Genomic DNA, 20793 nt, shown 5'->3' on the forward strand with positions numbered 1-20793 from the left:
GGCGTTTTGTGTGCCTGCAACTCGCCCGGTTGGGTGAGCGAGTCACTCCGTCGGGTGGTCACTGGGCGTCAGGTTCCGGATTTTCGCCCACTCTCGCGAGAAAGTCGAAGTCACAGCCTTCGTTGGCTTGCGTGATGTGTTCGGTGTACAACGCGCCGTAACCACGTTCGTACCGCGGGGGCGGCGTGGTCCACCGTGCCCGGCGTTGTTGCAATTCCGCATCATCGACGTCGAGGCTCAGCCGTCGCGATGGGACGTCCAAAGTGATCGGATCGCCGTCGCGGACCAGCGCGAGCGGCCCGCCCACGTGGGATTCCGGCGCGACGTGCAGCACGCACGCGCCGTAACTGGTGCCGCTCATCCGGGCGTCGGACACGCGGACCATGTCCCGGACGCCCTTGGCCAGCAGGTGATCGGGCAGCGGCGGCATCCCGTACTCGGGCATGCCGGGGCCGCCGAGCGGACCGGATCCGCGCAGCACCAGGACGGAGTCCTCGGTGATGCCGAGCGCGGGATCGTTGATGCGCTTCTTCAAGTCCTTGTAGTCGTCGAAGACCACCGCCGGTCCAGTGTGGACGAGCAGCCGCGGGTCCGCGGCGATGTGCTTGATCACCGCGCCCGAAGGGGCGAGGTTTCCGTGCAGCACGGCGACTCCGCCTTCCGCGGCGACCGGGTTGCCGCGCGGGCGGATGACGTCGTCGTTGTGCACCCGCGCCGTTTCCAGTGTCTCGCCGAGAGTCCGGCCGGTGACCGTGACGCGTTCGGTGTGCAGCAGATCGGTCAGCCGCGAGAGCAGACCGGGAAGCCCTCCTGCGTAATAGAAGTCCTCCATCAGCCAGTCCCCGCCGGGCCGGATGTTCGCCAGCACCGGGACCCGGCGCGCGATCGCGTCGAAATCGCCGACGGACAAAGGGATCCGGCCGCGGCCGGCCATCGCGATCAGATGGATGACGGCGTTGGTCGAGCCGCCGAGCGCCAGCACGGTGGTGATCGCGTCGGCGTACGCGCGCTTGTTGAGGATCTTCGTGATGGCGAGGTCCTCCCACACCATGTCCACCACCCGCGCGCCGCTCGCCGCGGCCATCCGGTGGTGCGCCGAGTCCACGGCGGGGATCGACGCCGCGCCGGGCAAGGTCAGTCCGAGCACTTCGGCGACCGACATCATCGTGGACGCCGTCCCCATCGTCATACAGGTCCCGGGGGAGCGGGCGAGCCCACGCTCCAATTCGGACAGTTCCGCGTCGCCGATCAGCCCGGCACGCTTGTCGTCCCAGTACTTCCACATGTCGGTGCCGCTGCCGAGCACCTCGTTCCGCCAGTGCCCGCGCAACATCGGGCCCGCGGGCACGAAGATCGCGGGGAGGCCCGCGCTCGCCGCGCCCATCAGCAACGCCGGCGTCGTCTTGTCGCAGCCGCCCATGAGGACGGCGCCGTCGATCGGATAGGACCGCAGGATCTCTTCCGCCTCCATCGAAAGCAGGTTGCGGTAGAGCATCGGCGTCGGTTTCTGGAAGGTCTCCGACAGCGTCGCGACCGGGAACTCCAGCGGGAATCCGCCCGCCTGCCACACCCCGCGTTTGACCTGTTCCGCGCGTTCGCGCAGATGCAGGTGGCAGGGGTTGATGTCGCTCCAGGTGTTGAGGATCGCGATGACGGGCTTCCCGAGGTGTTCCTCCGGGTTGTAACCGAGCTGCCTGCTCCGGGCGCGGTGGCTGAACCCGCGCAGTTCGTCGCCGCCGAACCAGCGGTGGCTGCGGAGATCCTCGGGGGCTTTCATACCTCCGAGTATGACATCTCATATATGATTGACCGATGTCGTCGACCTTCAGCCTGCCCGCTTCCCGCACCGAAGTGGTGCTCGAAGAGATCCGCCGCGGCATCCTCACGCGCGAGCTCGCACCCGGGCAGCCGCTGGTCGAAGCCGAACTCGCGGCCCGGCTCGGGGTGTCGAAGACCCCGGTCCGCGAGGCGCTCAAGGTGCTGTCGAACTCGGGGCTCGTGACGTTCAGCCCGTACAAGGGCGCCTCGGTGTGCGTGGTGGACGCGGAGCTGGCGAAGTCGGTCTACGACGTCCGCATGGTGCTGGAACCCGAAGCCGTGCGCCGGTCGGTGGAACGGCGCTCGCCGCTCGAAGACGCCGCGGAGACGCTGAAGGAGGCGTCGGCGGCGATCGCGGACAAGGACCAGGCCGCGCTGAGCCTGCTCAACCGCCGGTTCCACCGCGCGCTCTACAGCGGCTGCGGCAATCCGCTGATGGTCTCGATGCTGGACGACCTCAAGGACCGAGCCGCGCTGATCAGCGTGGTCGGCTGGGAGGCGAATCCCAGCTGGCGCAAGGAATGGAACGAGCACAAGGCGGTGCTGGCGGCGGCGAAGAAGGGTGACGCCGACGGCGCGGCCGGGCTGTTGCGGGCGCATATCGGCGACTTCCTGGACCGGATCCTCGGGGCGATCGGAGCCGAGTGATGCGCCTGCTGATCGTCGCCGACACGCATCTGCCGCTGCGCGCCAAGGCGCTGCCGGATCAGGTCTGGCGCGAGGCCGACGCGGCGGACGTCGTCGTCCACGCCGGCGACTGGGTCGAGCTCGCCCTGCTCGACGAGCTCGAAGCCCGCAGCAAGCGGCTCATCGGGGTCTGGGGCAACAACGACGGCGCGGACCTGCGGGCGAGGCTCCCCGAGATCGCGCGGGCGGACCTCGGCGGCGTAGCCCTGGCGGTCGTCCACGAGACCGGCGGCAAGCAGGGACGCGAGCGGCGCTGCGACAAACAGTTCCCGGACACCGACGTCCTGGTGTTCGGGCACAGCCACATCCCCTGGGACACGGTCACGCCGAACGGGCTGCGGCTGCTGAACCCCGGCTCGCCGACGGACCGGCGTCGTCAGCCGTTCTGCACCTATCAGACCGCCGAGATCCGCGACGGCGAGCTGCGCGACGTCGCTCTTCATGAGCTGCCTCTTCGCCGCTGACGGGGTAGACAGGGAGCCATGGAACCGGCGCAGGCGTTGAGGGAGATCGCGTTCCGGCTGGAACGCGCGGGCGAACCGAGCTACCGGGTGCGGGCCTTCCGGCAGGCGGCTTCGGTGATCGCCAAGGTCAAGCCCGACGACCTGCGCAAACGTGCCGAGGCGGGCACGCTGACCGCGTTGCCGAACATCGGCAAGGCGACCGCGGCCGTCGTCGAGGACGTCCTCGCGGGTCGCCGTCCCGCGTACTTCGAGAAGATCGGCGAGCCGAAGCTGCCCGACGGCGGTCCGATGCGGGCCGCGCTGCGCGGCGACTGCCACACCCATTCGGACTGGTCCGACGGCGGGAGCCCGATCGAGGAGATGGCCGAGGCCGCCCGCGCGCTCGGGCACGAATGGATGGTGCTGACCGACCATTCGCCGCGGCTGACCGTCGCCAACGGCCTCTCACCCGAGCGGCTGCGGCGGCAGATGGACGTCGTCGCGGAACTGAACGAGACGATGGCGCCGTTCCGGATCCTGCACGGCATCGAGGTCGACATCCACCTCGACGGCACGCTGGACCAGGAGGAAGACCTGCTGGAGCAGCTGGATTTCGTGGTCGCGAGCGTGCATTCGAAGCTACGGATGCCCGCCAAGGAGATGACGCCGCGGATGATCGCCGCCGTCCAGCATCCGCGGGTCCGGGTGCTGGGGCACTGCACCGGACGGCTGGTGATGGGGGCACGCGGGAAGCGGCCCGAGTCGGAGTTCGACGCGGAAGCGGTGTTCACCGCGTGCCGGGACAACGGCGTCGCCGTCGAGATCAACTCGCGTCCCGAACGCCGGGATCCGCCGACGCGGCTGCTGAGCCTGGCCGTGGACCTGGGCTGCGACTTCGCGATCGACAGCGACGCGCACGCGCCGGGACAGCTGGACTGGCTGGTCTACGGCTGTGTGCGGGCCACCGAGCTGGGGATCGAGCCGGACCGGGTGATCAACACGCGGACCGCCGAAGACCTGCTGGCCCCTGGCCTGTCGGGCTCGTGAGCGGCATGGCTGGTTAGCACCGGGCCGGCACGCGTGTCGTCCGGGCCATCACCTGTGTCGTCCATCTGATCACACGCGCCGTCCGACCAGTCACGCGAAAACACCGGCCCGGTCCGGTGGCCGTGAGTGGCAAGGCTGGCTATCGGGGTAAGGCGGAAGTCCCCTTCGCCTCGCTGGTCACCGGTCCGTGAAGGCCTCCTTGAGGGACCCAGAGTCCCTCAAGGAGGCCTTCACGGACTCGACACTCGAAGCGTGCCGAGCGCTAGTTGATCTCGAACGGCTCCCCGTAGACCTTCCACTTCAGCGGAGTGTGCAGGTCGAGGTTGCCGTCGTTGAGCCACACCAGCTGGGCCGTGTCGATCCGCGACGTGTCCGCGTGCGCCTCTTCCTGCTTCATGACCACGCGCCGCGCGTCGAGGAACGCCTTCAGATACGCCTTCTCGTCGCCGCCCTGGGACGGCGGCTTCGCCTTCTGGATCGCGGTCGAGCGGATGCCGCCGAAGCTGTCCTGGCTGGTGCCCGGGCCGTGCATCACGATGGCGTCGTAGTAGATGAATTGTCCCAGTGCGCCCAGCCCGTCCGATTTGGCCTGGTTCACCGACGGGTCGAAATAGACGCGGTCGCGTTCGCCGTTCTGCGCTTCCTTGAAGTCCGCGCGTCCGGCGGCCTCCTTCCACGCGTTTTCGAAACCGCCGCCCAGGCCTTCGTGCGAATCGCTGCCGTTGACTTTCCGCAGCGCCGGGAGGTATTCCGCGAGCGGGTTGTCCGGGACCGAGTTCGTGTAGCGCTCGACGAGGTCGAGCATGTCGCCGGTGCCCGAGCAGAACCCGATGATGCCGGCGGTGTACCCGCGTCCGTCGCCGATGTCCTCGATGTAGGAGTACTGCGCTTTCCAGTCCAGCGAAGAGTTTTCCGCGCTGGAGACGATCTGCATCGCGATCTCCTTCTTCTCCGGCGAGGCGAGGTCGCCACCGGAGGCGAAGATCGACACCGACGCCGGGGCGGGCTCGGCGGACGCTAGTGAAGAGAGCGCGACGGGGCCGGAAACGGCGAGAGCGAGGACGGAAACAGCGCCGAGAGCACGACGCATCGCGGGCCGCAGGGTGTCACTCATGAAAGGTGTCCCTTTCCACAGAGAATTGTCATTTTCTGATCGGTGTAGCTGCGGCGTGCGGACACGATAACCAGGGGTGACAGTTTCCGGCAAGGGGTCGATCTGGTGGAAGATTTTTGCTACAAGGTCGCGAAGCGCAGCCCCGCGCCACTCAGCCTGTCGATCAGCGCCTGCCCCATCGCGGTCGCCGTGGTGACCTGCCCGGCCGTCTCGGGCAGGTCGTCCAGCGCCAGGCACAGGGCGGACTCGCCGAGCATCTTGGCCGTCTCGCCGTAGCCCGGATCGCCACCGGACACCTCGGTCACGACGCGTTCGCCATCGCTCTCGGCGTGGAACCGCACGGAGAACCACGACCGCGCGCGCCGCTGCTCGTCCGGTCCGCCGCCGGGCTTCAGCAGATTCGACAGCGCCCGTCGCGCGGGCGGGATCTGGGCGGCGCCGAACAGGACGCCCATCCCGGCGGCGCCGGCGACCACCGTCGGAAGCCGTTTGATCGCCGCGAAATGCCGGTAGGTGAAGTCGGGGCCGTACGCCGGGAGGGCGGCGGCGGAGCGGGCGACGATCATCGGGTCGATGGTCGGCAGCGGCACCGCCCAGAAACCGTCGGGGCTGCGGTGCGGGGTGCCGAGCGAGGTCCGTGCGCGACGGCCCGCCGGCCGGGGTTCGGCGGCGGCGCGGTCGCGGGCGGCGCGGATGCTCGGAGACAGCCGGGAAAACGCGGTCAGCGCCGAAAGGAACGTGCCGCCCGAAGGCGCCGCGCCCGCCCGCACGTAGCCGTCGATCCGGACCGGCTTCCCTTGCGGCAACCGGGAAATCGTGAACAGGGCGCCGAGGTCGTGCGGGATCGAGTCGAAACCGCACGCGTGCACCAGCCGCGCGCCGGTCTCGGCCGCGCGGGCGTGATGGGCGAGGTACATCTTGTCGACGAACTCGGGCTCGCCGCACAGGTCGGCGTAGTCGGTCCCCGCCTCGGCGCACGCGGCGACCAGGGGCTCTCCGTAGTGGACGTACGGGCCGACTGTGGTGGCGACGACCTTCGTGGACTCCGCGACCTTTCGCAGCGAGTCCACATCGGAGACATCGGCGCGCAACAGCGGCAGTTCGCCGAAGTCCGGGTTGATCGAGAAAAGGTTTTCCCGCAACGCTTCCAGCTTGCCGGGATCGCGTCCGGCCAGGGCGAGACGCAGGCCGGGCGGCGCGGTGCGCGCGAGATAGTCCGCCGTCAGGCCACCGGTGAACCCGGTGGCGCCGAACAGCACGACGTCGTGATCACGTTCGGTGGGCATCGCGCCACACTACCGCCGGTCATCGCCTGTCGCCGGTGTAGACGACGGCGGCGCCCACGGCGTCCACGCCCGAGATGAGCTCGGCGAGCGCCTTCGGGAGTTCCCGGTGCGTGGCTTCGGCCCAGGTCCGCAGGCCGGCGCGGTCGAGTTCCGGCTCGCAGAGGTCGTCGAGGCCGACGGTCCAGGCCAGCAGGGCCAGGCAGACCGAATGCGGGTCGGGGCGCTCGGTGCCGAGGACGGCCGTCCTCGCCTTGCTGCGCGCGGCCGTCGACATCAGCAGATCCCGCGGCGGGTACCGGTGATTCTTGCGCATGAGCACCCGGTCGGTCTCGCGGTTGATCACTCCCGTGCGGAGCAGATTGTCCGCGACCGTTTCCCCGAGATCCTGCCGGAGATGGTCGACCCATTCCCGGACGGTGTGCGGCTCGCGTTCGCCGAGGATTTCCGAGAACACCCGATCCAGCGGGGGATGCGCGAGACCGCGGCGGGTCAGCGGCCGGATTCGCTTGCGTTCCACGGTGATCCGCTCGGCGAGGAGGAGATCGCAGAGCGCGGCACCGGCCATTCCGATGCCGAGTCCCGTGCGGCGCAGCGCGGGTTTTCCGGTGAACTCGTCGTGGGCAAGGAAGAACAAGGAATCGACCAACGTCAGCCGACGCATGAATGGCACGCCCTCCGGCGTTGTAGTGCGGGACGGCCAAAGTAGCGGTAGGCCGCGTACCACTGCGACCCGAGGTCCGTTTTTAGCCTGAACGGACGTATCTCGCTCGCGTGCCCGGCCCTAAGGTGGGATGGCTTTCGCAAGATCAAGAACGCGAACCGACCGCGTTCGCCGACAAACAGACGTCCGGGGGGACGGTTCATGGGTACGCACAGACCGCGGCGCGGTCTCGGCCAACGGCGGCTCGGAGCCGCTCAGATCGTCTTCTTCGTGGTGGCGGCGGCGGGCCCGCTCTTCGCCATCGCGGGCGGGGTCCCGACGAACTACGCGGTCACGGGCAGTATCGGTGTCCCGCTGTCGTTCCTCCTGCTCGCCCCGATCCTGGGCCTGTTCGCGGTCGGGTACGCGGCGATGAGCCGCTACATCACCAACGCGGGCGCGTTCTATCCCTACGTCGCCAACGGGGTCGGGAAGTCCACCGGCGCCGGGATCGCGTTCGTCACGCTGATCTCCTACAACGCCATCCAGATCAGCATCTACGGCCTGTTCGGCTGGTCGGTGTCGACCTGGCTGGGCACGCTGACCGGATCCCCGCCGCCGTGGTGGCTGTGCGCGCTGGTGATGGTGCTGATCGTCGGCGCGCTCGGCGTCCTGCGGGTCGACCTCAACGCGAAGGTGCTCGGGGTCGCGCTGTGCCTCGAAGTCGCCGTCGTCGCCATCGTCGACATCGCGTTGTTCGCGAATCCCGCCGGTGGCAGCGTTTCCTGGGTTCCGCTGCAGCCGTCGAGCCTGTTCACCACCGGCGTCGGCGCGGTGTTCGCCTTCTCCGCCGCGGCTTTCATCGGCTTCGAAGGCGCGGCGACCTATGGCGAGGAGACCCGGGACCCCAGCCGCACGGTCGGCCGGGCGACGTTCGCCGCGATCGGTCTCACCGCGGTGCTCTACGTCGTTTCGTCGCTCGCGCTCGCCGTGGGCGCCGGACCCGACGTCATCGTCACCACCGCGGCCGCCCAGGGGCCGGATCTGCTGTTCAACCTGGCGGGGCGGCATCTCGGCGAGACGTTCTCCGACGTCGCGTACACGCTTTTCGTGACCGGCCAGTGCGCGGCGCTGCTGAGCTTCCACAACGCCGTCGCGCGCTACTTCTTCGCGCTGGGCAGGGAAGGGCTGCTGCCGCGCTCGCTGGCCAAGACGAGCAAGCGCACGGGCGCGCCGGCCGCCGGTTCGCTCACGCAGACCGCGCTCGCCCTCGTCGTGGTGTCCCTGTTCGCGATCGCGGGCCGCGACCCGGTGACCGAACTGTTCACCTGGCTCGGCACGACGGCGTCGACCGGTGTCGTGGTGATCATGATCGCCGTCTCGCTTTCGGTGATCGGCTTTTTCAAACGCCGCCGTCAGGCCGAAAACGCCTGGCGCCGATGGATGGCGCCGGGGCTGGCGATCCTCGCGCTGTCGGCCGTCCTCGCGCTGATCCTGCTCAACTTCGACCTGCTGCTCGGCCCGGCGGGCGGCTTCCTGCTGCGCTGGGGGCTGCCCGGTCTCGTGGCTGTCGCGGCCCTGGCCGGTTTCCTGCGCGCGGAAGTACTGCGGACCCGCGATCCCGAGACCTACGCCGCGATCGGCGGTCCGCTCGAAGGGGAAGACGAAGAACCAGCGAAACTCCGGGCGGGGCGATGATCGTGCGCTCAGCCGAACCGTCCGAAATGGACACCGTCGTCGACGTGCTGACCGAGGCCTTCCACGACGATCCGGTCAGCGTGTGGGTCTTCCCCGACGCTGAGCGCCGTCCGGCGGCGCTGAAGATCTTCCACTGGGCGATCGTGCGCTCGACCGTGGCCGCGGGCGGCCACATCGACGTCACCGACGACCTCTCCGCCGCCGTCCTCTGGACGCCCGGCGGTGACGAGGACATCGACGGCGACGCGTTCGCCGGGCTCACCGGGGAAGAGCTCGGCAGGCTCGCGGCGTTGTTCGCGGTGATGACCGAGCGTGCCCCCGGCGGCGAGTACCACCACGCGCAGTTCATCGGCGTCCGCAAGAACGCGCAGCGGCAGGGGATCGGCGGCTGGCTGCTGCGGCACGGGCTCGACCGCAACGGTGCCGTTCCCGCGTACCTGGAGGCGAGCAGCCCGGAGAGCGCGAAGCTGTACCGGCGGCTGGGTTTCCGTGATCACGGCCCGGCTTTCGCGGTCGAGGGCGGGCCGCCGATGCAGCCCATGTGGCGCGAACCGTGACAGATCTCTCGTCGATTTGTCTATAAAGGACTGGTAAAGTCGCGGGCAGATGACGACGAACCGTGCCCCCGCCCCACGGCACCGTTCCGTCTTCTTCCTGCTGATCTTGCTCGTCTTCGCCTTCGTAACGCCGACCGTTCCCCACGGGCACGGCCGTACGGCGAAGGAAGACCCTGTCGCCGTCTTCGCGACCCATCCGCTGCCCGCCTTCCACGGCGGCCAAGCCATCCCCCTGGCCGACCTGCCCGCCGAAACGGCGACGGTCGACCTCCTCGACGCGGGTCCCGTCCCCGAACAGGGTGAACCCGTCGTCATCACCCGCGCGGTGCCCCAGGCTCCCGCGCGGGCACCTCCGGGCTGAACCGGTCCTCATCCCGCATTCAGCCACCATCGGAGGTCTCCATGAGTTCCGGTCATGCCTTGCTGGCCGTCGGCGGGGCGTTCCTCGCCGCCGGTGTCATCGCCAGAGCCGGCGCCCGCATCGGGCTGCCCACGATCCCCCTGTTCATGCTGGCCGGTTTCGTCTTCGGCCCCAACACCCCCGGACTGTCCCTTGTGGACGATCCGAAAGAACTCGGCGTCCTCGCCGGGCTCGGTCTCGTCTTCCTCCTGTTCTATCTCGGCCTGGAGTTCTCCCTCGACGACCTCGCCAAGGGCGGGCGCAAACTCGTCTGGTCCGGGCTGGTCTACCTGATCCTCAACATCGGCGGCGGACTCGCCTTCGGCTTCCTGCTGGGCTGGGGAACCCGGGAAGCGCTGGTCATCGCCGGCGCCATCGGCATCTCGTCGTCGGCGATCGTCACCAAACTCCTGCTCGAAGCCCGCCGGATGAACAACCCCGAATCCCGGCTGATCATGGGCATCATCGTGATCGAGGACATCTTCCTCGCGCTGTACCTGGCGTTGCTGCAGCCGGTGCTGTCCGGGGCCGGGAGTTTCGCCACGGCGGTCGTCGACTTCGGCAAGGCCTTCGTGTTCCTGATCGTGATGGTCGCGCTCGCCCGCTGGGGCGGCCGGGTGGTGTCGAAACTGTTCGGCTCGGCCGACGACGAACTGCTGACCGTCTGCTTCGTCGGGGTCGCCGTCATGGGCGCCGCCGTCGCCGAGGAGGTCGGGGTGTCCGACGCCATCGGCGCGTTCATGGTCGGCATGATGCTCGGCGGGTCGAAGGTCGCGCCGCGCATCCACAAGCTGGTGCTCCCGCTGAGGGACGCGTTCGGCGCCCTGTTCTTCTTCATCTTCGGGCTCAGCATCGACCCGAACGCGGTCGGTTCGGTGGTCGTGCCGGTGCTGATCGCGGTCGCGCTGACGATCGTGCTGAACCTGGGCGCGGGCGCGCTGGCCGCGCGGCTGAACGGGTTCGGCCGCCAGGCCGGGGTGAACATCGGGCTGACCGTGCTCACCCGCGGCGAATTCTCCCTGGTGCTCGCCGCGATGGCGACCGCCGCCGGACTGGACTCGCGGGTCGCGCCGTTCGTCGCGGGCTACGTCCTGCTGCTGGCCGTGATCGGTCCGATCGCGGTCATCCGGTCGGAGAAACTCACCTGGTTGCTACCGGCGAGTATCGTCCGGCAGGATTCGACCACCCGGGACCGCGAAGAGCCGGCACCGGTGACGTGACGAGGAGGCCCGGGTGACCGAGCGGTTCGGCGGCTATCAGAACGAGATCTACCTGCAGGGGCTCGGCGGGATCCTCCCGCCGTGCTCCACCGACGCCACGAAGCTGGAGGAGTCGGCGCGGGAGATCCTGGAGCCCGGGCCGTTCTGGTACGTCGCGGGGTCGGCCGGTTCGGGCGCCACCGCGCGGGCCAACCGGGAGGCGTTCGACCGCTGGCGCCTGGTGCCCCGGATGCTCACCGGCGCCACCGAACGCGATCTGTCGACGACGGTCCTGGGGACGCCGCTGCCGGCGCCGGTGCTCCTGGCGCCGGTCGGCGTCCAGTCGATCGTGCACGAGGGGGCCGAACCGGCGGCCGCGCGCGCCGCGGCGTCGGTCGGCCTGCCCTACGTCATGTCGACGGCGTCCTCCACGAGCATCGAGGCCGTCGCCGAGGCCAGTGGCGAGGGACCGCGCTGGTTCCAGCTGTACTGGCCGACCGACAACGACGTCTGCGCCAGCATCCTGGCCAGGGCGAAGGCCGCGGGCTTCACCACGCTCGTCGTCACGCTCGACACCTGGACGCTGGCGTGGCGCCCGAACGACCTCGACCACGCGTACCTGCCGTTCATCAAGGGCGAGGGACTCGGTGTCCCGCTGAGCGATCCGGTGTTCCGCGGCCTGCTGGAGAAGACGCCGGAGGAGGACGCGCCCACCGCGATCCTGCGCTGGATCTCGATGATCACCGGTACCGACAGCACCTGGGACCGGTTGCCCTTCCTGCGCGAACACTGGGACGGGCCGATCGTGCTCAAGGGCATCCAGCACCCCGACGACGCGCGCCGTGCCGTCGAGGCCGGGATGGACGGGATCGTCGTGTCCAACCACGGCGGCCGCCAGGTCGACGGCGCCGTCGCCTCGCTCGACGTGCTCCCGGAGATCGTGGCCGCGGTCGGCGACCGGCTGGAGGTCCTGTTCGACTCCGGGATCCGCACCGGCGCCGACATCGCCAAGGCGCTCGCGCTCGGGGCGAAGGCCGTGCTGGTGGGGCGGCCGTGGGTCTACGGGCTCGCGCACGCGGGGGAGGACGGCGTCCGGCACGTGCTGCGGAGCCTGCTCGCCGACCTGGACCTGACCATGGGCCTGTCCGGGCACCGGACGCCCGCCGACCTCACGCCGGGGTCGCTCACCCGGTCCTGACCAGCGGGATGTCGCCTCCGGCATATTCGGAGGCCCTGATCGTCACACACGGCTATCCTGGTGCCGGTCATGGCTGCTCAACCTTCCCCGCTCGGCGCCCTGCGCGCTCGCCTGCCCGAATTGATGTCGCGCGACGAGCACCGCCTCCGGCGTCGGCTCGACGGTGCCCGGAAAGCGCGGAACGCCGAGTCGATCACCGCGCAGATCGAGGCCGACATCGAGGCCGCCGAACTGCGGGTCACCCGCCGCCGCGACGGCGTCCCGAAGATCTCCTATCCCGAAGAGCTGCCGGTCAGCCAGCGGAAGGACGAGATCGCCGACGCCATCCGCGACCACCAGGTGGTGATCGTCGCGGGCGAGACCGGGTCCGGGAAGACGACCCAGCTGCCGAAGATCTGCCTCGAACTCGGCCGCGGGATCCGGGGCCAGATCGGGCACACGCAGCCGAGGCGCCTGGCCGCCCGCACGGTCGCCGACCGCATCGCCTCCGAGCTGAACACCGAACTCGGCGAGGCCGTCGGCTACAAGGTCCGCTTCACCGACCAGTCCGGCCAGGACACCCTGGTCAAGCTGATGACCGACGGCATCCTGCTGGCCGAGATCCAGACCGACCGGATGCTGCGGCAGTACGACACGCTCATCATCGACGAGGCGCACGAGCGCAGCCTCAACATCGACTTCATCCTCGGCTACGTCAAACAGCTCCTGCCGCGCCGCCCCGACCTCAAGGTGATCATCACGTCGGCGACGATCGACCCGGAGCGCTTCTCGAAGCACTTCGGCGACGCGCCGATCGTCGAGGTCTCCGGCCGGACGTATCCGGTCGAGGTCCGCTACCGGCCGATCATCGACCCGGACGATCCGGACGCCGACGCCGACCGCGACCAGACGCAGGCCATCTGCGACGCCGTCGACGAACTCCAGCACGAGGGGCCCGGGGACATCCTGGTGTTCCTCTCCGGCGAGCGGGAGATCCGCGACGCCGCAGACGCGCTGTCCAAACAGGACCTGCGCAACACCGAGATCCTGCCGCTGTACGCGCGGCTTTCGTCGTCGGACCAGCATCGCGTGTTCCAGCGGCACACCGGGCGCCGCGTCGTGCTCGCCACCAACGTCGCCGAGACGTCGCTGACCGTGCCGGGCATCAAGTACGTCGTGGACCCCGGCACCGCCCGGATCTCGCGGTACAGCCATCGCACCAAGGTCCAGCGGCTGCCGATCGAGCCGGTCTCGCAGGCGTCGGCGAACCAGCGCAAGGGCCGCTGCGGCCGGACGTCGGACGGTATCTGCGTCCGGCTCTACTCCGAGGACGACTTCGACGCCAGGCCGGAGTTCACCGATCCGGAGATCCTGCGGACCAACCTCGCGTCGGTCATCCTGCAGATGACCTCGCTCGGCCTCGGCGACATCGCGGCGTTCCCGTTCGTCGAGCCGCCGGACCGCCGCCAGGTCACCGACGGCGTGCAGCTGCTCCAGGAGCTCGGCGCGTTCGAGATGTCGGACGGCAAGAAGCTCACCGAGACCGGCCGCAAGCTCGCGCTGCTCCCGGTCGACCCGCGGATGGCGCGGATGGTGCTGGAGGCCTCGCGCAACGGCTGCGTCCGCGAAGTGATGATCATCGCCGCCGCGCTGTCCATTCAGGACCCGCGCGAGCGGCCCGCGGAGAAACAGCAGGCGGCCGACGAACAGCACGCGCGGTTCGCGGACAAGACGTCCGACTTCCTGGCGTACCTGAACCTGTGGGAGTACGTCAGCGAGCAGCAGAAGACGTTGTCCAGCAACCAGTTCCGCCGCCTGTGCCGCAACGAGTACCTGAACTACCTGCGCATCCGCGAATGGCAGGACATCTTCAGCCAGCTGCGTCAGCTGGCCAAACCGCTCGGCATCACCCTCGCCACCGCCGGCCCGGTCGATCCGCAACGTGTGCACACGTCGCTGATCGCCGGGCTGTTGTCGCATGTGGGGCTCAAGGACCCGGCGAAGGGCGATTACCTCGGCGCGCGCGGGGCGCGGTTCTCGGTGTTCCCGGGTTCGGCGCTGTTCAAGAAGCAGCCGCGGTTCGTGATGTCGGCCGAACTGGTCGAGACGTCGCGCCTGTGGGGCCGGGTCAACGCGCGCATCGAGCCGGAATGGGTCGAACCGCTCGCCGGGCACGTGGTGAAACGGAACTACTCCGAGCCGCACTGGGAACGCAAGCAGGGCGCGGTGATGGCGAAGGAGAAGGTGACGCTGTACGGCGTCCCGCTCGTCGCCGACCGGCGCGTCAACTACGGCCGCATCGACCCCGAAGTGAGCCGCGAGCTGTTCATCCGGCACGCGCTGGTCGAGGGCGACTGGGAGACGCGGCACCACTTCTTCCGCGAGAACCGCGCGCTGCTCGACGAGGTCGAGGACCTGGAGAACCGGGCCCGTCGTCGCGACATCCTGGTCGACGACGAGACGCTGTTCGAGTTCTACGACCAGCGCGTCCCGGCCGACGTCGTCTCCGGGCGGCATTTCGACAGCTGGTGGAAGAAGGCTCGGCACACCCAGCCCGATCTGCTGAGCTTCGAGAAGACGATGCTCATCAACGAGACCGCGGGTGGCGTGCGCGAAGCCGACTACCCCGACTTCTGGACGCAGGGCAACCAGACCTTCAAGCTCACGTACCAGTTCGAGCCCGGGGCGGACGCGGACGGCGTCACCGTGCACCTCCCGCTGCCGGTGCTGAACCAGGTCACCGGGGACGGCTTCGACTGGCAGGTCCCCGGCCTGCGCGAAGAACTGGTGACGCAGCTGATCAAGTCGCTGCCCAAGGCGATCCGGCGCAACTTCGTACCGGCGCCCGATCACGCGAAGCTGGTGCTCTCCCGGGTCGGGCCGGCGGACGGGCCGCTCCTGCACGTCGTCGCCGACGAGCTGGAAGCGCTGCGCGGGGTGGTGATCCCCGACGACGCCTGGCAGCTGTCGATGGTGCCCGAGCACCTGAAGATGACCTTCCGCGTGGTCGACGTCCGCGGCAAGAAGGTGTCCGAGGGCAAGGACGTCGAGGCGCTCAAACGCGATTTGAGCGGCCAGGTGCGCGCGACGATCTCCAAGGCCGCGGACAGCATCGAGCGCCAGGGCCTCACGACGCCCGCGTTCGGCGAGCTGCCGAAGGTGTTCGCGAGCAAGCAGCGCGGGCACGACGTCAAGGCGTATCCGGCGCTGGTGGACGAGGGCGGCACCGTCGCGGTGCGGCTGCTGGACACGCCGGGGCAGCAGGAACAGTCGATGTGGGCGGGCACGCGGCGGATGCTGCGGCTGAACATCCCGTCGCCGATGAAGTTCATCACCCGCAACCTCGGCAACTCCTCGAAACTCGTGCTGAACCGGAATCCGCACGGTTCGGTGGCGGCGCTGCTCGAAGACTGCGTCGACTGCGCCGTCGACAAGCTGGTGGCCGACAACGGCGGACCGCGCTGGGACGAGGCCGGTTTCGCCGTCCTGCTGGAAAAGGTGCGCGCCGGGCTGAACGCCGGAGTGCTCGACGTGCTGACCAACGTCGAGAAGATCCTGCGCGCGGCGAACGACGTCGAGACGCGGCTGGCCGACACGCGAGGCCCGAAGGACTCGCTCGCGGACGTCCGTGCGCAGCTGGACGGGTTGGTGCACAAGGGTTTCGTCACCGAAACCGGGCAGGACAGGCTGAAGCACGTCGTCCGGTACCTGCGCGGGATCGAGCGGCGGCTGGAGAAGCTCCCGACCGAGCCGACCCGCGACATCCAGCGGACCGGCGACATCGCGTGGCTGCGTACCGAGTACCGGTCCGCGCTGGACGCCCTGCCCCCGGGAACTTCGTCTCCCGCGCTGCGAGAGATCCGGTGGATGATCGAGGAACTCCGGGTGAGCTTCTTCGCCCAGACACTCGGCACCGCCCACCCGGTCTCGCTGAAGCGCGTCATCAAGGCCCTCGACGACGCCGCCTTGGCCTGATCACGCGTGTTCCGCGCCCCCAATCACGCGTGTCGTCCGTCTGATCACGCGTGTCGTCCGCCCAGTCACGCGTGCTCGCTATGGCGAAGAGCGGGACTCGCGTGCTTGGAGGCGGAACTCACGTGATTGGAGAGCGAACTCGCGTGATCAGACGGACGACACGCGTGCTTGGAGGGACGACACGGTGCGAGGGTCACTTCGCGTCGGCGTAGGTGTCGACGGCGGCGATGTGCAGGGGGAACCGGACCGGGCAGGCGGCCCCGAACAGCATCCGCGCCGCCTCCGCCATACTGTCCACAATGGACTGTGAGACTTCGTCGGCGAACTCGGCGGGGGTGTGCACCAGGACCTCGTCGTGCTGGAAGAACACCAGATGAGCGGGGGAGGGGAGCTTCCCGCGCAGGGTCGCCAGCAGGACCGCGGTCATGTCGGCCGCGCTCGCCTGCACGACGAAGTTCCGGGTGAACCGGCCCCAGTTCCGCGACGCCTGACGCGCCTTGAGCTCACCGGCCTCGTCCTCCGCGACACCGCCGGTCAGCGCGCGCCATGCCTCCGACGGCGCGGGTGAGGTCCGGCCCAGCCGGGAGCGGACGCGCTCACCGCGTTCCCCGGCCTGCGCCGCGCGCTCCACGTAGGACACCGCGTCCGGGAACCTGGTCCGCAGCAACGCCAGCAGCGGCCCCGCCTCGCCGGACGTGCCGCCGTACATCGCCGACAGCATCGCGATCTTCGCCCGGTCCCGATCGTCCCTGTCGTCCCACGCGGGCACCGGCACGCGGCGCACCCCGGAGAACATCGCCTCGGCCAGGCTCGCGTACAGATCCGTGGCCGCGGCGACGTCGGCGAGCTTGCGGTCACCGGACAACGCCGTCAGCACGCGCGGCTCCAGTTGCGCGGCGTCGGCGACCACGAGTTTCCAGCCCGGATCGGCCCGGACGCAGGTCCGCAGCACCTTCGGGATCTGCAGCGCGCCGCCGCCCCGGCTCGCCCAGCGGCCGGAAACGACCCCGCCGACGATGTAATGCGGGCGGAACCGGCCGTCGTGCACCCACTCGTCGAGCCAGGTCCAGCCGTTGGCCGAATGCAGCCGCGAAAGCTCCTTGTACTCCAGCAGCGGCGGGACGGCGGGATGGTCGATGTCGCGCAGCAGGTACTTCCTGGCCGAGCTGACCTCGATGCCCTCCCGCCCGAGCGCCCGGACGACGCTGGCCGGGGCGTCCGGGTTCACCGGGCGCCCGCCGAACGCGTCGCTGATCTTCGCCGCCAGTTCGACCAGCTTCTTCGGCCGGTGCCCGGCCGGGACGCGGGGGCCGAGCTGCTCGGCGAGCAGGTCGAGGTGCAGATCCGCCCGCCACGGCAGCCCGTCGGCCGACATCTCGGCGGCCGCCAGCGCGCTCGCCGACTCCGCCGCGAACAGCAGCCGAAGCCGCTCGGGATGCTCGGTGAGCGTGACCCGCTTCTCCTGCTCGGCCAGCACCCGTCGCGCCGCGTCGACCATCGTGACGCCGGTGGGCAGCCGCGGGCCGCGCGTCTCGAACAGCGTCGGCTGGTCGTCCTCGGCCCACAACGGAGGCTCGTCGGCGGGCGCTTCCTCGCCGTTCGCCCTGGCCAGTGCCGCGCGCAGGCTCCGCGACTCCTGCGGGCGCCCCTCGTGGGCCAGCAACAGCCCCTCGGTCAGCGCCAGGTCGTGACAGCGCCGCACCCGGACGCCTGCCTTGATCAACGCCGGGTACGCCTGTTCGACCGACGGGAACACCCACCGAGGTGAGTGCTCGGCCTCCGCTCTCCGTACTTCGTCCACGAACTCCGGGATCTTCAGGCCGAGCCGCGGCGGCTGTCCGGAAATCGAGATCGCGAAGCCGCCGTCTTCCTCTTGACCTGCGATCGCCTGCACACTCACATTGTGGTGGTTCCCACCGACATTTCTGTCACCAGACGGTTAGTGCGCCTGCGCTATCGGTCGGCTACTGTCGAGTAGCAACCCATACCGCCGGTACGCGAACGCCGTCGGCATGGTGTCTCGCCGCAGCAGCAACGGAGGTGCCCGGATGAGAAACCCCACCGGCCTCGCCACTCTGGTGGCGGGCAAGGTGACCGAGACCGTGCGCAGCATCGACGTGATGCGCCAAGCGGGCCTGCTCCCGATCCCGCGCGTCGACGAAGGCCTGCGCTCGCTGGTCATGGTGCGGAAGTGGGGTCCGTTCGCCGGGGCGAACATGATCGCCGCCCGCCGGGACCCGACCGCGACCGGCATCATCGACGAGCTCGGCCCGCTGACCTTCAAGCAGCTCGACACCCAGTCGAACGCGCTGGCCAGGGCGTGGTCCGAACGTGGCCTCGGCCCGGGATCGGTGATCGCCGCGCTGTGCCGCGACCACCGGGGTCTCGTGCTGACGATGCTCGCCTCCGGCAAGCTCGGCGCGAAGCTGCTGCTGATGAACACCGGGTTCGCCAAACCGCAGCTCGCGGACGTCGCGAAGCGCGAAGGCGTCACCGCGCTCGTGTACGACCAGGAGTTCACCGACCTGCTGGACGCGGTCGAGGGCGACGTCGACCACTACCTCGCGTGGGTCGATTCGGACACCGCGCGCTCGCGCGACATCCCGGTCGTCACCGAACTGGTCGCCAGCACCGACGACCGCGCGTGGCCCGCGCCCGCCAAACCGGGCGGGTTCATCCTGCTGACCAGCGGCACCACCGGGACGCCGAAGGGCGCGCCGCGACCGCACACCTCCGCGCTCGCCTCCGCGCAGTTCCTCGACCGCATCCCGCTGCGCACCGGCGAAGCGACCTATATGGGCGCGCCGCTGTTCCACGGCACCGGGTTGTCGCAGTTCATCCTGTCCTTCGCGCTCGGCTCGAAGGTCGTCATGCGGCGCAAGTTCGTGCCGGAGGAGACGTTGCGCGGGGTCGCGGAAAGCCGGTGCACCACGCTGGTCCTCGTGCCGACGATGCTGCAGCGGATCGTCGACCTGCCCGAAGAGGTCCGCGCCAAGTACGACACGTCGTCGCTGCGGATCATCTTCGTCGCCGGCTCGGCGCTGTCCCCGGACCTCGGGAACCGCGCGACCGCCGCGTTCGGCGACGTCGTGCACAACCTCTACGGCTCGACCGAGGTCGCGGTCGCGACCGTCGCGACCCCCGAGGACTGGCGCAAGGCGCCGGGCACGGTCGGCCGCGCGCCGGTCGGCTGCAAGGTCGCGCTGTACGACGAGAAGGGCGGCAAGATCACCGAGCCGCACGTCACCGGCCGGGTGTTCGTCGGCAGCGGGCTGAGCTTCCAGGGCTACACCGACGGCCGGAACAAGGAGATCATCGACGGGCTGCTCTCCAGCGGCGACGTCGGCCACTTCGACGAGGACGGCCTGCTGTTCATCGACGGCCGTGACGACGAGATGATCGTCTCCGGCGGCGAGAACGTGTTCCCGATCGAGGTGGAGAACCTCCTGGTCGAACGCGAGGACGTGCTCGAGGCGGCGGTCGTCGGCGTCGACGATCCCGAGTTCGGGCAGCGGCTGAAGGCGTTCGTCGTCCGGGCCGAGAAGTCCGAACTGGACGTCGACGGCGTGCGCGAGTACGTCAAGGCCAACCTCGCCCGCTACAAGGTGCCGCGGGACGTCGAGTTCCTCGACGAGCTACCGCGCAACGCGACCGGGAAGGTGCTGCGCAACAAGCTCCACTAGTACTCCCAGTCGATGCCGAAGACGCCGGGACCGAAGTCGAGCGCGACGGCGTGGACGCCGTTGTTCTGGTCGAGCTTCAGGTCGCGGCGGTCCAGCGGCGAAGTGCCCTGCCTGGAGTACTGCCAGCACTTCTCCGGGACGGTGTCCGAGTCGAAGCGGATCTCCAGCAGGTATTCGCGCACGGGGCGCCGGAACTCGCGGTAATGCGTGTTCCGGCATTCCGGGTACGGCGGCCCGGGGTTGGTCAGGGAGTACTCGATCAGGTGGGTCTCGCCGCGGTCGATGGGCCGGTCGAAGAGCAGTTCGGCCACCGTGAGCCCGTGTTCGTCGTCGACCTCGGCGCGGCCGACGTGGCAGTTGCGCAGCGTGTTCAGCACCGGCGGGCCCGCCTCGGGATCGCCTTGGGCGTAGACCAGCAGCCAGCGGTCCTGCCCGTCCGCGCCCGCCTGGAACACCGCCCGCGCCGTCACCGCGCGTTGCCCGCCGTCCTCGGCGATCTCGCACAGGTCGTGCAGGCCGACCAGTTTCAGCTGATGGTGCTGTTCGAGCGCGTTGGGCGCGCCGACCTTCTCCAGCAGCGCCTGGAGCGCTTCGAGCGGGAAGGTCAGCGGCTGTTCGGTGGTGGCCCGGCTCCGGCGTGACGACGCCCCGCGCGGCCGCGGTGGCGGCAGCAGGCTCAGCAGCGAACCGGCGGGAATCGCCAGGACCTCTTCGAGGACCCGGACCGCGGACAGCGAACTCTGCCGCTCCGGCTGGCGTTTACCGGACTGCCAGTAACTCAATGCGGTGACACTGACCGACGCCCCTCGAGCGAGCAGGCGGGCTTGGATACGGTCGAGACTCAGCCCGCTGGTGGCGATGGCCGAACGCAACGCCGTGGCGAAAGCGGTACGCGGTTCTTCTTCATCGTCCGTGGTCACTCGGTCCGCCGCGCTCCCCGCCACCATATGCCGCCCGACCGCCCCCGCCTGCCGTTTTCTCGACCCGTCCGGTTGATAACAACACGAATAACTTTATCAGTCGGAGGTAACGCTCCAGGGGCGCCTTCTGCCAGGCGAAAACGACTTTC

16 protein-coding genes are annotated in these 20793 nt (G+C 69.5%); 10 read left to right on the forward strand and 6 right to left on the reverse strand.

Annotation, left to right across the window (positions count from 1 at the left end; translation table 11 throughout):
* Window positions 1-58: 58 nt before the first annotated feature.
* On the reverse strand, window positions 59-1777 hold the full coding sequence (gene araD / locus AB0N89_RS15300) for an L-arabinonate dehydratase (RefSeq protein WP_364204733.1): 1719 nt from the start codon (window positions 1775-1777) through the stop codon (window positions 59-61).
* Between the two features lie 35 nt (window positions 1778-1812).
* On the opposite strand from araD, the gene AB0N89_RS15305 reads away from it, so the two are divergent.
* The 3 genes from AB0N89_RS15305 to AB0N89_RS15315 are packed head-to-tail and all read left to right on the forward strand — an operon-like array spanning window position 1813 to window position 3995.
* Window positions 1813-2466, forward strand: a complete 654-nt coding sequence (locus AB0N89_RS15305; RefSeq protein WP_364204735.1) for a GntR family transcriptional regulator — start codon at window positions 1813-1815, stop codon at window positions 2464-2466.
* On the forward strand, window positions 2466-2969 hold the full coding sequence (locus tag AB0N89_RS15310) for a metallophosphoesterase (RefSeq protein ID WP_364204736.1): 504 nt from the start codon (window positions 2466-2468) through the stop codon (window positions 2967-2969). The genes AB0N89_RS15305 and AB0N89_RS15310 overlap by 1 nt, the downstream gene beginning before the upstream one ends.
* Before the next feature lie 18 nt (window positions 2970-2987).
* Window positions 2988-3995, forward strand: coding sequence for a PHP domain-containing protein (locus AB0N89_RS15315; RefSeq protein ID WP_364204738.1), 1008 nt, complete (start codon window positions 2988-2990; stop codon window positions 3993-3995).
* Window positions 3996-4257: 262 nt separating this feature from the next.
* On the opposite strand, the gene AB0N89_RS15320 is transcribed toward AB0N89_RS15315, so the two are convergent.
* The 3 genes from AB0N89_RS15320 to AB0N89_RS15330 form a co-directional block, all read right to left on the reverse strand.
* Window positions 4258-5109, reverse strand: a complete 852-nt coding sequence (locus AB0N89_RS15320; protein ID WP_364204740.1) for a chitosanase — start codon at window positions 5107-5109, stop codon at window positions 4258-4260.
* A gap of 119 nt (window positions 5110-5228) precedes the next feature.
* Window positions 5229-6395 (reverse strand): saccharopine dehydrogenase NADP-binding domain-containing protein, encoded by a 1167-nt coding sequence (locus AB0N89_RS15325; protein WP_364204742.1) that lies wholly within the window; start codon window positions 6393-6395, stop codon window positions 5229-5231.
* Between the two features lie 19 nt (window positions 6396-6414).
* Complete coding sequence (locus AB0N89_RS15330) at window positions 6415-7056, reverse strand: GPP34 family phosphoprotein (RefSeq protein ID WP_364204744.1); 642 nt, start codon at window positions 7054-7056, stop codon at window positions 6415-6417.
* A 201-nt stretch (window positions 7057-7257) separates the two neighbouring features.
* On the opposite strand from AB0N89_RS15330, the gene AB0N89_RS15335 reads away from it, so the two are divergent.
* The 6 genes from AB0N89_RS15335 (at window position 7258) to hrpA (ending at window position 16041) form a co-directional block, all read left to right on the forward strand.
* Window positions 7258-8733, forward strand: a complete 1476-nt coding sequence (locus tag AB0N89_RS15335) for an APC family permease (RefSeq protein WP_364204746.1) — start codon at window positions 7258-7260, stop codon at window positions 8731-8733.
* Window positions 8730-9290, forward strand: coding sequence for a GNAT family N-acetyltransferase (locus tag AB0N89_RS15340; RefSeq protein ID WP_364204748.1), 561 nt, complete (start codon window positions 8730-8732; stop codon window positions 9288-9290). The genes AB0N89_RS15335 and AB0N89_RS15340 overlap by 4 nt, the downstream gene beginning before the upstream one ends.
* Before the next feature lie 49 nt (window positions 9291-9339).
* Window positions 9340-9651, forward strand: a complete 312-nt coding sequence (locus tag AB0N89_RS15345) for a hypothetical protein (RefSeq protein WP_364204750.1) — start codon at window positions 9340-9342, stop codon at window positions 9649-9651.
* 41 nt (window positions 9652-9692) lie between these two features.
* The gene (locus tag AB0N89_RS15350; protein ID WP_364204752.1) at window positions 9693-10910 is read left to right on the forward strand and encodes a cation:proton antiporter; all 1218 of its coding nucleotides are present in this window, start codon (window positions 9693-9695) and stop codon (window positions 10908-10910) included.
* Window positions 10911-10923: 13 nt separating this feature from the next.
* The gene (locus AB0N89_RS15355) at window positions 10924-12087 is read left to right on the forward strand and encodes a lactate 2-monooxygenase (protein WP_364204754.1); all 1164 of its coding nucleotides are present in this window, start codon (window positions 10924-10926) and stop codon (window positions 12085-12087) included.
* A gap of 69 nt (window positions 12088-12156) precedes the next feature.
* Window positions 12157-16041, forward strand: coding sequence for an ATP-dependent RNA helicase HrpA (gene hrpA, locus AB0N89_RS15360; RefSeq protein WP_364204756.1), 3885 nt, complete (start codon window positions 12157-12159; stop codon window positions 16039-16041).
* A gap of 193 nt (window positions 16042-16234) precedes the next feature.
* Here hrpA and AB0N89_RS15365 read toward each other — a convergent pair whose 3' ends face one another.
* On the reverse strand, window positions 16235-17941 hold the full coding sequence (locus AB0N89_RS15365; protein ID WP_364204758.1) for a bifunctional 3'-5' exonuclease/DNA polymerase: 1707 nt from the start codon (window positions 17939-17941) through the stop codon (window positions 16235-16237).
* A 148-nt stretch (window positions 17942-18089) separates the two neighbouring features.
* On the opposite strand from AB0N89_RS15365, the gene AB0N89_RS15370 reads away from it, so the two are divergent.
* Window positions 18090-19724: an acyl-CoA synthetase gene (locus AB0N89_RS15370; RefSeq protein ID WP_364204760.1), complete on the forward strand. Its 1635-nt coding sequence runs from the start codon at window positions 18090-18092 to the stop codon at window positions 19722-19724.
* Here AB0N89_RS15370 and AB0N89_RS15375 read toward each other — a convergent pair.
* Window positions 19721-20671 (reverse strand): hypothetical protein, encoded by a 951-nt coding sequence (locus AB0N89_RS15375; RefSeq protein ID WP_364204761.1) that lies wholly within the window; start codon window positions 20669-20671, stop codon window positions 19721-19723. The genes AB0N89_RS15370 and AB0N89_RS15375 overlap by 4 nt on opposite strands.
* Window positions 20672-20793 lie beyond the last annotated feature (122 nt).

It is taken from the genome of Amycolatopsis sp. NPDC089917, assembly GCF_040684635.1.
Lineage (GTDB): Bacteria > Actinomycetota > Actinomycetes > Mycobacteriales > Pseudonocardiaceae > Amycolatopsis.